The 11734-nt window shown below is 65.9% G+C and carries 10 protein-coding genes; 5 read left to right on the top strand and 5 right to left on the bottom strand.

Annotation, left to right across the window (positions count from 1 at the left end; all coding sequences use genetic code 11):
- From ACTHJR_RS13480 to ACTHJR_RS13470, 3 genes are all read left to right on the top strand, one after another.
- A partial coding sequence (locus tag ACTHJR_RS13480; protein ID WP_440523750.1) for a beta-L-arabinofuranosidase domain-containing protein occupies positions 1–896 on the top strand: 896 nt, incomplete at its 5' end.
- On the top strand, positions 893–2455 hold the full coding sequence (locus tag ACTHJR_RS13475; RefSeq protein WP_440523749.1) for a carboxylesterase/lipase family protein: 1563 nt from the start codon (positions 893–895) through the stop codon (positions 2453–2455). The genes ACTHJR_RS13480 and ACTHJR_RS13475, both read left to right, overlap by 4 nt.
- A gap of 2 nt (positions 2456–2457) precedes the next feature.
- Positions 2458–3648 (top strand): CaiB/BaiF CoA transferase family protein, encoded by a 1191-nt coding sequence (locus tag ACTHJR_RS13470; RefSeq protein WP_440523748.1) that lies wholly within the window; start codon positions 2458–2460, stop codon positions 3646–3648.
- A 173-nt stretch (positions 3649–3821) separates the two neighbouring features.
- Here ACTHJR_RS13470 and ACTHJR_RS13465 read toward each other — a convergent pair whose 3' ends face one another.
- Entirely contained in the window at positions 3822–5213 is a 1392-nt protein-coding gene (locus ACTHJR_RS13465; RefSeq protein ID WP_440523747.1) for a DUF1254 domain-containing protein, read from the bottom strand.
- A gap of 68 nt (positions 5214–5281) precedes the next feature.
- Positions 5282–5761 carry a 2,4'-dihydroxyacetophenone dioxygenase family protein gene (locus tag ACTHJR_RS13460; RefSeq protein ID WP_440523746.1) on the bottom strand — a complete coding sequence of 160 codons (480 nt, stop codon included), beginning with the start codon at positions 5759–5761 and terminating at the stop codon, positions 5282–5284.
- A gap of 111 nt (positions 5762–5872) precedes the next feature.
- On the opposite strand from ACTHJR_RS13460, the gene ACTHJR_RS13455 reads away from it, so the two are divergent.
- On the top strand, positions 5873–6931 hold the full coding sequence (locus tag ACTHJR_RS13455) for an AraC family transcriptional regulator (RefSeq protein WP_440523745.1): 1059 nt from the start codon (positions 5873–5875) through the stop codon (positions 6929–6931).
- On the opposite strand, the gene ACTHJR_RS13450 is transcribed toward ACTHJR_RS13455, so the two are convergent.
- The 3 genes from ACTHJR_RS13450 to ACTHJR_RS13440 are packed head-to-tail and all read right to left on the bottom strand — an operon-like array spanning position 6891 to position 7804.
- Entirely contained in the window at positions 6891–7154 is a 264-nt protein-coding gene (locus tag ACTHJR_RS13450) for a DUF5985 family protein (RefSeq protein WP_440523744.1), read from the bottom strand. The two genes, ACTHJR_RS13455 and ACTHJR_RS13450, sit on opposite strands and share 41 nt — an antisense overlap.
- Complete coding sequence (locus ACTHJR_RS13445) at positions 7151–7429, bottom strand: DUF5985 family protein (protein ID WP_440523743.1); 279 nt, start codon at positions 7427–7429, stop codon at positions 7151–7153. The genes ACTHJR_RS13450 and ACTHJR_RS13445 overlap by 4 nt, the downstream gene beginning before the upstream one ends.
- Before the next feature lie 3 nt (positions 7430–7432).
- Entirely contained in the window at positions 7433–7804 is a 372-nt protein-coding gene (locus ACTHJR_RS13440) for a hypothetical protein (RefSeq protein ID WP_440523742.1), read from the bottom strand.
- Between the two features lie 199 nt (positions 7805–8003).
- Here ACTHJR_RS13440 and ACTHJR_RS13435 point away from each other — a divergent pair.
- The coding region (locus ACTHJR_RS13435; protein ID WP_440523741.1) for a HAMP domain-containing protein at positions 8004–11734 on the top strand (3731 nt) is incomplete at its 3' end.

The raw sequence follows: 11734 nt of genomic DNA, 5'->3' as shown, positions 1-11734 counted from the left end.
CCGAAGCCTATGTCGAGACCTGCTCGACCATGGCCTGGATTCAACTCAATCGCGAATTGCTGACAATTCTGGGCGACGCCTCCTTCGCGCAGGAAATCGAACGCAGCGCCTATAACGACCTGATCGGCGCGCAGGCGCCCGACGGCGAGGACTGGTGCTATTATTCCTTTCCGAACGGCCGGCGGACGCACACCACCTATTGGCGCTGCTGCAAGTCGAGCGGAGCGATGGCGCTCGAAGAGTTGCCGGCGATAACCTATGGCGTAACCGCCGACGGCGCGATCGCGGTCAACCTGCTCGGCCGATCCGACGCGGAGATCATTTTGCCGGCGGCAGGCGCGGTGCGCCTCCGCCAGCGGGGCGCCTATCCGTTCGAGGGGCCGATCACGATCGAGGTCACGCCCGCCGCGCCCGCGCGTTTCGCAGTCGACGTCCGCATTCCCGACTGGGCCGAGCATCCGGTGCTGCGCGTCGGCGAGGACGCGGTCGAAGCAATCCCCGGCAGCTATGCGCGGATCGAGCGCGACTGGGCGCCGGGCGATGTCGTCACGCTCGACTTGCCGATGCCGGTCGCGGTGCATCGCGCGGTGCAGCGCAACGTCCAGGAATCGCTCGCCCCCGGCAACATCCCGATCGCGCAAGAAGTCATGCATTACGACTTCGTCGCGGTCACGCGCGGACCGCTCGCTTATGCGACCCGGCTGGTCGACGGCTTCAAGCGCGGCGAAACGGTGCGCTTCGCCGGGACGCCCGTGGCGGTCGCCGAGGGCGAGACGATCCGGCTGGAGCCCGAAGGGCGCGCGCCGATCGTCTTCGAGCCCTGGTATCGTGCGGGCGGGCGGCAGGACGGTGCATGGCGGCTGACCTGGCTCGGTCTTGCCGAGAGCGACACATGATCGACCCCGCCTTCTCCTCTCCGACCCGCCGCACGATGATCGCGGGCAGCGCCGCCTTGCTCGCCGCGGGCGTCGGGCGTGCCGCCGGCGATCCTGTGGTGACCTGCCGCGCAGGAAGCTTCACCGGCGAGCGGCAGACCGGCGTCGCGGCGTTCCGCGGAATCCGCTACGGGCGGGCCGAGCGCTTCCGCACGCCCGTCGCCGCGCTCGCGACACGCGAGACGATTCGCGCGACCGAGCCCGGTCCGGCCTGCCCGCAACGCGGGAAGCGCCGCCCCCAGGCCGAGGATTGCCTGTTCCTCAATGTCTGGACGCCGGCACCGGCCGCTGATGCGCGACTACCGGTGCTCGTCTGGGTCCATGGCGGCGGCTATTCTTATGGCAGCGCCAACGATCCGATTACCGATGGGCGCGCGCTCGCCGCCGCCGGCGACGTGGTCGTGGTGACGGTCAACCATCGCCTCAACGCGCTCGGCTATCTCTATCTCGCCCGGCTCGATCCGGCTTTTCCGGACAGCGGCAACGCCGGCCAGCTCGACCTCGTCCTGGCGCTTCAATGGGTGCGCGACAATATCGCGGCGTTCGGCGGCGATCCCGCGCGCGTCACCATGATCGGCCAATCGGGCGGCGGCGCCAAGATCGCGACGCTGATGGCGATGCCCGCCGCGCGCGGTCTGTTCCGCCGCGCGATCACGATGAGCGGACAGCAGGTGACGGTATCGGGTCCGCTCCACGCGACGCGCCGCGCGCGGGCTTATCTCGCCCGACTCGGCGTCCAGGACGCGCCACGGCGCCTGCCCGATCTTCCCGTCGAGAAATTGATCGAAGCGCTCGATGCGGGTGATCCGATCGAGAACGGCCCGATCTATTTCGGGCCGGTACTCGACGGGCGTGCGCTGGCGCGCCACCCCTATTGGCCCGACGCGCATCCGAATGGGCTCGGCATCGACCTTATCCTCGGCGCGACGCGTGACGAGACGCGCGATTTCTCCGATCCCGCCTCGCCCGAGATGCGCGGATTGGGCTGGGACGCCCTTCCCGACCGGATCGCTGCAGAACTGCCGGTCGACCTGTCGCCAGAGGCCGTTGTCCGCGCGTATCGCGCTCGCATGCCCGAGGCATCCCCCGCGGACATCTTCTACGCCGCGACTACCGATGGCCGCAGCTGGCGCCCGCAACTGATCGAGGCCGAGCTCCGCGCGCGCGCCGGCCACCCGGCCTTTGTCTATCAGGTCGATTTCCAGTCGCCGACCAATCCCGACCGCGGTGCCTTCCACGGCATCGACATCGGGCTCGTCTTCGGCACGTTCGACGCGCCGTATGCCTGGACCGGCAACGGCCCCCGGACGCACGCGCTGGCGCGGTCGATGCAGCGCCGGTTCGTCGCCTTCGCGCGCTCCGGCACGCCCGATGCGCCGGGACTGCCGCGCTGGCCCGTTTATGATGAGCGCCGCCGCGCGACGATGATCTTCGACGTCTCCAGCCGCGTCGAGAACGATCCGCGCCGCTGGCAGCGCGAGCTGTTCGCCCCCTATCCCTATACCCAACCGGGAACTTGATCTTGACGATTGCCTCCACCTCCCCGCCCCCCGCATCCGCGTTCGACAATCCCGCGCGCGAAGGGCCGCGCGGGCCGCTTTCGGGCATCGGCGTGCTGGATTTGAGCGCCTATATCGCCGGGCCCTACGGCTGCACGCTGCTCGCCGACCAGGGCGCCGACGTAATCAAGGTCGAGCCGCCGGCGGGCGACAACCTGCGTGCCTATCCCTCCACGCTTGAAGGGGAGAATCGCGCGTTTCTCGGGGTCAATCGCAGCAAGCGCGGTATCGTCCTCGACCTCAAGCAGGAGGCGGATCGCCGCCGGCTGCTGGCGTTGGTCGTGCAGGCCGACGTGCTGGTCCACAATTTCCGCCCCGGCGTCGCCGAGCGGCTGGGGATCGACCATCCCAGGCTCGAAGCGATCAATCCGCGCCTGATCTATTGCGCGGTCACCGGTTATGGCGAGGAAGGGCCGCTATGCGGCAAGGCGGGTTACGACCAGGTGCTCCAGGCGATGACCGGGATGTGCGTATTGCAAGGCAAGCCGCCGGTGCCGGAGCTCACCTATGGCTCACCGGTCGACTATTACGCCGCAGCGCTGGTCGCGGCCGGCGTGTCCTCGGCGCTGTTCGAGCGCGAGCGCAGCGGCAAAGGGCAATATGTCGGCATCTCTCTGCTCCGGAGCGCGTTGACGATGCAGTCGGCGCGAATGATCCAGGCCGAAGGCGAGGCGCACGATATCTCGCGCGACATGCGCTCGGGCGGAATCACCGGGCTGCATCCCACCAAGGACGGCTATTTATATCTCTCCGCCAACACGCCGCGTTTCTGGAACGCGCTATGCGAGCGGACCGGGCTCCAGTCCCTGGCGCACGACCCCCGCTACGACAGCGTCCGCAAGCGCGCCGAGCATGCCGGCGAGCTCGTCCCGCTGTTGCGGGAAGCGCTCGCCGACCGCAGCGCGCTGGAATGGGAAGAACAGTTCGGCGAAACCGTGCCCTGTTCAGCGGTGCGCCATATCGAAGAAATGTTCGAACACCCCCAGGTCCGGGCCGAAAACATGGTGACGAGGATCGCGCATCCGCTACTCGGCCATTATCGTGGCGTCAGCCGTGCGATCAAATTCGCGCGCACGCCGGGACCGGAGCCTTTCGCCGCGCCGCTCCTCGGCCAGCACGATCGCGACGGGGCGCAGGGTCAGGGTCTGGACTGACGCCGGCCGACTGTCGCGAGCGATCACGATCCGCGCGGTAATCGTGGCCGCCTGTCGCCGTCGCGCATCGCCTCTTCCGGGCACCTTTCCGTGTCGCGATTGACGGCGCCGCCGATCGCTCCGCTATCAGCCGCTGGAGCGATCGGCCAGAGCCGATCGGGCAGGGAGGCGCTCTAGGAAATCCGCTTGATCGCCGGCGGCACCCAGCGCCCGTCGACCGCTTGGGGACGCGGCAGGTACAGGCGCAAATTCATGCTGAACGGACCGGCCGGCGCGGGCAGCCAATTGGCTTCCCGGTCCGCACCCGGCGAGTCATGCTGGATGTAGAGGTCGAGCGAGCCGTCGGCGTTGAACATCAGCTTGTCGCGATCGCCGATCGCAAAGCGATTGATCGGATTGGCGACGAAAAACTGATCGGGACCATACATGGTTAGCGACCAGAAGGCGGCCGCGGGCGGCAATTGCGCCTTGTCGAAATGGAGGACATAGCGTGCCGCGCCGGTGAACAGCTTGCCATCCCCGTCGAGCAAGCCGAACGGATATATCGCCTCGTCGGGCGGCAGCGCACCGAGACCCGCATAGCCGATGAAGGCGCGCATGAGATAGTCGTTGCCATACGAGCCGATCATGCCCGCCGGGCTGATCCAGCCGTTGCGCGGAATGCCGAAGGTGCGGCGGCGATCGACGATACGCTTATAGCCATCTGCGGCGGCGCGGATCAGCGCGTCGCGCACCACCGGATCGGCCTTGGCCAGATCGAACGACTTGCCCGGGACCAGTCCGATCCGCTCCATGCGCAGCAATATCGGATAGTCGGCAGCGTGCGGCGGGTTGCGCTTCATCAGGTCGGCGAACAGCGCGAAGAAGGCGGCGGCGTCGAGCCTGGCGACCTGGTCGACCGGTGCGGTCTTCATATCGATGGCGGGATCGACCGCATTGCGGGGTGGAACATAGGATCTGCCCCAGCCCGACAGCGGAACGGCGCGCAATCCCGCCTGCAGCTTGTGGACGTTGCCATAATCAGCCGCGCCGTTCGCCTGAAAGCGGCCGATGATCCAACCGGTCTCGGTCGGGCTGACGATGCGGCGGACGCCCTTGGGCAAGGCGCCTTGCCAATGCGGCCCGACCAGGGCGAAGATGCCGCCGCCGGTCCCGGTCGTACGAGACCCGAGCGTCGCGAACACGTCGGTCCACATGTCCATGATCGGAATCACATGATAGCGCCCGGCGGTATCCGGCAGCGTCAGGATCAACGGTTCGCGGCCGACGTCGTACCACAGGCTCGAATAGAGCGTGTCGGCATTGGGTCGCACGACGTCGTGGAAGCCGGCGTCGGGATAGCTCGGCATATTGGCGAAACGGTTGGTCGGCGCGCGATTGGCGCCGGGCGTCGCGACGTTGGTCGTCACGCGACGCGTCATCTCCATCAGCACCAGCGGATAGGCGTAGGTATAGGCCTCGACTCCGATCGCGTAGGCGTCGTCCTCGCTCACCGCGGGACCGGCCGCGGCGACATTGGAGAACAGCATGGCGATGATCGCGAACAATGCGGACAGCTTCTTCATCGGCAGGATCCCCGGGTGTCGATCATGGACCGTATCGTCGCGGTAAAATCGCCGGCGCGCCACGTCGGTTACGCCGCGAAACTGGTGACGTCGCGCGGTTCTATACCCTGCGCGCTGCAATAATCGAGGTAACGGTCGACCATCGTCCGCCAGCTTTCGATCGCCAGCACTTGGTCCTTGTCGTCGAGATAGATCAATTCGCCGACCGTGATGTTGAGGGTGACGATTTCGTCGCCATGGCCTTCCACCGCGACCGCGGTATGCGCGCTCGACGCGGTTTCGAATACAACGCTGCCGGGCGTCGCCACCCAGTCATGCTCGAGATATCGCCACGCGCCTTTGATCGTATAGACGATCACCGTCCCGCTATGATGATGTTTGGGCAGGGCCATGCCGGCTGGCACCTTGAGGAATGTGATCGTCTCGCCGCGCACCGGATCGGCCTTGACCAGCTTGACGTGCGCGTCGGGCGTGTAAGGCAGATACGGCACCCAAGGCACGTCCTCGAAATCGATCGCTCCGGTATCCACACCCTCGAATGCCATCATGGCTCGCATCTCCTGCGTTTCCGCAAGGCTAGCAGCGCTCGGCAGCGAAATTCTTGACTGTCGATGCCGATTATTTAGCTTTCGGCGCCAATCAGCGAGGGCGAACGGCAGATGGCGCGGGGCTTGGTGCCCGGAATTTCCTTTTTCGGTGCCGACCGGCTGATGGCCGAACTCGGTGGCGACGTCGCCGCCGCCTGTCGCGCGACCGGCGTGCCCGCCGAATTGTTCGCGCATTTCGACGTGCCCGTGTCGCTGGACGCGGGAATCGATTTCCTCGAACTGGCGGCGCGATCGACTGGCCGCGAGGACTTCGGACAGCTCCTCGCGCAACGCCAGGATCTCAGCATTCTCGGGCCGATCTACGCGATGATGACGATGGCCGGCAGCGTTGGCGAAGCGCTCGCCATCCTCGCCCAGCAACTCCAACTGCATTCGAGCGGCCTCATGCTCACGCTCGACCGCACCGGGCGAGGCCTGCGCCTCGACTATTCTCTCCATGTGTTCGAGGCCGAGCGCGATCGCCAGGTCATGGAACTCGGCATCGGGCTAGCCGCCAATTTCGTTCGCCGGTACGCGGCTCCCGACTGGGTGCCGGCCGATGTCCAGTTCCGTCATGCGCCGCCGGTCGGCCCCACCGTCCACGAGGCGATGTTCGGCGCCACCGTGACCTATCACCAGGACCGCAACGCCTTGAGCATCGACCACGCCACCGCCGCCCGGCCGGTGGGCCAGGCCAGCGCGGCGACGCGGCACATCCTCCAGCGGCTGATGCGTGAGCGGCTGGCGTTCGAGCCCGATGCCCTCACGCTGCGGGTCGAGGCGGCGATCCGCGCGCTGCTTCCTTATGGTGCCGATTGCTCGATCGACGCGGTGTCGACCTATCTCGGCGCCAGCGTACGGACCTTGCAGCGCCGACTCGACGACAACGGCACCGCGTTCGGCATCCTGCGGGAACAAGTGCGCGACGACCTCGCGCGGAAATATCTGACTCAATCGTCGCTCAACCTCGCCGAGATCGCGGACGTGCTCGGCTTTGCCCAGCCGAGCGCCTTCAGTCGGGCGTTTAGCCGCGCCAATGGCATGGCGCCGCTTCGCTACCGGCAGCGGAATCGCGTTCGCCCGACGGGCGTCAGCGCGACGAGAGATTCTTTCTCGCGATCGCGCCGATGATGATCAGGAACGCCGCCAGCCTGATGAGGTAAATCCAGCTCCGCTCCTCGACCGGCATACCGCTGAACGTAAGCAGCGCATGGGCGAGACCGAGCAGCGAAAAAGCGAGCGCGAACGCCAGGAACAGGAATTCGTCGGTGTTGCGCCAAAAGCGCAGGAAGAACAGCCCCGCCAGGCAGAACCCCATGGTGGTGGCGCCCGAGATGAAATCCAGCAGCGTCACTCTTCCGCTCCCTGGCTCCAGATGAATCCGTAGAGAAGCACGATGACCGCGCCGAACGAGAACAATGCCCGCACCAGCCTGAAGTCGATGTCGGGAAAGACGATCATGTCCAGGATGAGGAACAAATTGTTGCCCGCGAGCAGCACGAAGCACAACGCGCTCCAGAACAGCAGCGGCGCGCGCGTTTTCCGCCAGGTCTTGCCGAGCAGCCAGGCGCAGGCCGTGCTCGTGACGAAGCACAGGACGTAGACGACCGCTGGAACGAGATTCCCCAAGCCTCAGTCCCTCCGCATCCGGAATGCATCCGCGAACGCCGTCAACCCGCCGTGCGCCGAACTGACGATCAGACGGCGCACCTTGTCCGGGCTGCTGGCATATTGCGCTTCGGCGTCACGTACCAGAGCGTCGAGCGCCTCGTTGGCCGGCTGATAGCGTACCCCATCCTCGGACGTCTGCACGACCAGCCCCGCGGCGATCAGCGACGCCACGCTTTGGTCGACGACCAGGTCGCTGGCGCGCAGCGCGGTCACCAACTCGCCGCGATGCCATTCGCGATCCGAGCCCTTGCGCAGGAAGCACAGCAATTCGAGCGCCCAGACCGAGCGGAAGGTGGAACGGATGAAACCGGAGATATCGTGCCGCGCGGGCATTTTCCCGGATTTGCTCCCTGTGTCGGCCCCCACCGGCACGCGTTTCCTAACCATTGAAATACTTTAGGCAACCCCATCCCGCGGCCTGCTCCAGGTTAAGCTTTTTTTATGCTTGGACGCGGAGATGTTTGTTATAGCTGAGAGAAGCGGCCGGGGGGCCGCCAACGATAAGCGGGGTGGGAGATGCCTGGAGCCATGGGTGCACGCAGAACAATCCCCCGAAACGCTGGATCGCCGGCAACTCGTCGCTGCGCTCCGTAGTCTAAGACGCGGAGATTTCTCGGTCCGCCTGCCGGAGGACCTTTCGGGCACCGATGGCGAGATAGCGACCTTGTTCAACGAGGTCGTCGGCCTCGAAGAACAGATGACGAGCGAATTCGCGCGGCTGTCGCGCGTCGTCGGCAAGGAAGGCAAGATCAACCAGCGCGGCCATGTCCGCGGCGCGACCGGCGGCTGGGAAGTCAAGCTGCGCGCGCTCAACGAACTGATCGAGGACATGGTGCAGCCGACCGCGGAGGTCGCGCGCGTCATCGGCGCGGTCGCCAAGGGCGACCTGTCGCAAGCGATGAGCGTCGAGATCGACGGGCGTGCGCTGCGCGGCGAATTCCTGCGCATCGGCAAGGTGGTGAACACCATGGTCGAGCAGCTCGCGTCGTTCGCGTCGGAAGTGACGCGCGTGGCGCGCGAAGTGGGTACCGAGGGCAAATTGGGCGGCCAGGCCAAGGTCAAGGGCGTCGCCGGCACCTGGAAGGACCTGACCGACAACGTCAACGCGATGGCGACCAACCTGACCGGTCAGGTGCGCAACATCGCCGAAGTGACGACCGCGGTGGCGTCAGGCGATCTTTCGAAGAAGATCACCGTCGAGGTGAAAGGCGAGATCCTCGAGCTCAAGAACACGATCAACGTCATGGTCGACCAGCTCAACGCCTTCGCGTCGGAAGTGACCCGCGTGGCGCGCGAAGTCGGTACCGAAGGCAAGCTCGGCGGCCAGGCGCAGGTGCCCGGCATCGGCGGCACGTGGAAGGATCTGACAGACAACGTCAATCTGATGGCCGCCAACCTGACCGGCCAGGTCCGCAACATCGCAGAGGTCACGACCGCGGTTGCCAAGGGCGATCTGTCCAAGAAGATCACGGTCGACGTGAAGGGCGAGATCCTCGAGCTCAAGAACACGATCAACGTCATGGTCGACCAGCTCAACGGCTTCGCCTCGGAAGTGACCCGCGTGGCCCGCGAAGTCGGAACCGAGGGCAAGCTCGGTGGCCAGGCGCAGGTGCCCGGCGTCGCCGGTACCTGGAAAGACCTGACCGACAACGTCAATCTGATGGCCGACAATCTGACCGGCCAGGTCCGCAACATCGCCGAAGTGACGACCGCGGTGGCCCGCGGCGACTTGTCGAAGAAGATCACCGTCGACGTGAAGGGGGAGATCCTCGCCCTCAAGGACACGATCAACGTCATGGTCGACCAGCTCAACGGCTTTGCGTCCGAAGTGACGCGCGTGGCGCGCGAGGTCGGCACCGAGGGCAAGCTCGGCGGCCAGGCGCAGGTGCCGGGCGTCGCGGGCACCTGGGCCGATCTCACCGACAACGTCAATCTGATGGCCGCCAACCTGACCGGTCAGGTGCGTAACATCGCCGAGGTGACGACCGCGGTCGCTAAGGGCGACTTGTCGAAGAAGATCACCGTCGACGTGAAGGGCGAAATCCTCGCCCTCAAGGACACGATCAACACCATGGTCGACCAACTCAACGGCTTCGCCAGCGAGGTCACGCGCGTGGCGCGCGAGGTCGGCTCGGAAGGCAAGCTCGGCGGCCAGGCGCAGGTCGAAGGCGTCGCCGGCACTTGGAAGGACCTGACCGACAACGTCAACGCGATGGCGACCAACCTGACCGGTCAGGTGCGCAACATCGCCGAGGTGACGACCGCGGTGGCCTCGGGCGATCTGTCCAAGAAGATCACCGTCGACGTGAAGGGCGAAATCCTCGAACTCAAGAACACCATCAACACGATGGTCGATCAGCTCAACGCCTTCGCCTCCGAAGTGACGCGCGTGGCGCGCGAAGTGGGCTCGGACGGCAAGCTCGGCGGCCAGGCGCAGGTGCCGGGCGTCGGCGGCACGTGGAAGGACCTGACCGACAACGTCAACCTGATGGCCGACAATCTGACCGGCCAGGTCCGCAACATCGCCGAGGTGACGACCGCGGTGGCGCGCGGCGACTTGTCGAAGAAGATCACGGTCGACGTGAAGGGCGAGATCCTCGAGCTCAAGAACACGATCAACGTCATGGTCGACCAGCTCAACGGCTTCGCCTCGGAAGTGACCCGTGTGGCGCGCGAGGTCGGCACCGAGGGCAAGCTCGGCGGCCAGGCCAACGTGCGCGGCGTCGCCGGCACGTGGAAGGACCTGACCGACAACGTCAACCTGATGGCCGACAATCTGACCGGCCAGGTCCGCAACATCGCCGAAGTGACGACCGCGGTGGCCCGCGGCGACTTGTCGAAGAAGATCACGGTCGACGTGAAGGGCGAGATCCTCGAGCTCAAGAACACGATCAACGTCATGGTCGACCAGCTCAACGGCTTCGCTAGCGAAGTGACCCGCGTGGCCCGCGAAGTCGGCACCGAGGGCAAGCTCGGTGGCCAGGCGCAGGTGCCGGGGGTTGGCGGCACGTGGAAGGACCTCACCGACAACGTCAACCTGATGGCGACCAACCTGACCAATCAGGTGCGCGGCATCGCCGACGTCGTGACCGCGGTGGCGCAGGGCAACCTCAAGCGCAAGCTGACGCTCGACGCCAAGGGCGAGATCGCGACCCTGGCCGAGACGATCAACCTCATGATCGAGACGCTCGCGACCTTCGCCGACCAGGTCACCAACATGGCGCGCGAGGTCGGCATCGAAGGCAAGCTCGGCGGCCAGGCGCGCGTGCCGGGCGCGGCCGGCCTGTGGCGCGACCTGACCGACAACGTCAACCAGCTTGCGGCGAACCTGACCAACCAGGTGCGCTCGATCGCCGACGTGGCGACCGCGGTGACCAAGGGCGACCTCACCCGCTCGATCGCGGTCGAAGCTTCGGGCGAAATGGCGGCGCTCAAGGACAATATCAACGAGATGATCCGCAATCTGAAGGATCAGACGCTCAAGAACGCCGAGCAGGACTGGCTCAAGACCAACCTCGCCCGCTTCAGCCGCATGCTGCAGGGCGAGCGCGACCTGTCGACCGTGTCGAACCTGATCATGTCCGAGCTCGCGCCGCTGGTCGGGGCGCAATATGGCGTGTTCTACGTCACCAATCGCGACGGCGACGATACCGTGTTGGAACTGGCGGCAAGCTATGGTGCCGAGAGCCGCGACGCGCTGAAGCCGGTGTTCCAGCTCCGCGAGGGCCTGATCGGCCAGTCGGCCGCCGACAAGCGGCCGATCATGCTCGAAGAGGTCCCCGCCGACTTCATCCGGATCGGCTCCGGCCTGGGCGAGGCGCGGCCGGCCAACGTCACCATCCTACCGGCGCTGTTCGAGGACGAGGTCAAGGCGGTGATCGAGCTCGCCTCGTTCAGCGAGTTCAACGAGACCCACCAGAACTTCCTCGACCAGCTGATGGAATCGGTCGGCATCGTGCTCAACACGATCGCCGCGACGATGCGTACCGAGGGCCTGCTCAAGCAATCGCAATTGCTCACCCAGGAACTCCAGGCGCGCCAGACCGAGCTGACCACCAAGCAGGAGGAACTGCACAACACCAACGAGGAACTGGAGGAAAAGGCGCAGCTGCTCGAGAACGAGAAGCGCCAGGTCGAGGCCAAGAATCTCGAGATCGAAATGGCGCGGCGCGCGCTCGAGGAGAAAGCCGAACAGCTCGCGCTGACGTCCAAGTACAAGTCCGAATTCCTGGCGAACATGAGCCACGAATTGCGCACCCCGCT

The sequence above is a fragment of the Sphingomonas sp. genome, from assembly GCF_051962185.1.
GTDB lineage: Bacteria > Pseudomonadota > Alphaproteobacteria > Sphingomonadales > Sphingomonadaceae > Sphingomonas.
The sequence above is the reverse complement of the archived record's forward strand: the minus strand, read 5'-3'. Positions and strand labels throughout refer to the sequence as shown.

Bases quoted from the DNA above. Each gene is read 5' to 3' on its own strand.
- ACTHJR_RS13475 (WP_440523749.1), top strand. From the start codon at position 893: ATGATCGACCCCGCCTTCTCCTCTCCGACCCGCCGCACGATGATCGCG.
- ACTHJR_RS13465 (WP_440523747.1), bottom strand. From the start codon at position 5,213: ATGAAGAAGCTGTCCGCATTGTTCGCGATCATCGCCATGCTGTTCTCC.
- ACTHJR_RS13460 (WP_440523746.1), bottom strand. From the start codon at position 5,761: ATGATGGCATTCGAGGGTGTGGATACCGGAGCGATCGATTTCGAGGAC.
- ACTHJR_RS13455 (WP_440523745.1), top strand. From the start codon at position 5,873: ATGGCGCGGGGCTTGGTGCCCGGAATTTCCTTTTTCGGTGCCGACCGG.
- ACTHJR_RS13440 (WP_440523742.1), bottom strand. From the start codon at position 7,804: ATGCCCGCGCGGCACGATATCTCCGGTTTCATCCGTTCCACCTTCCGC.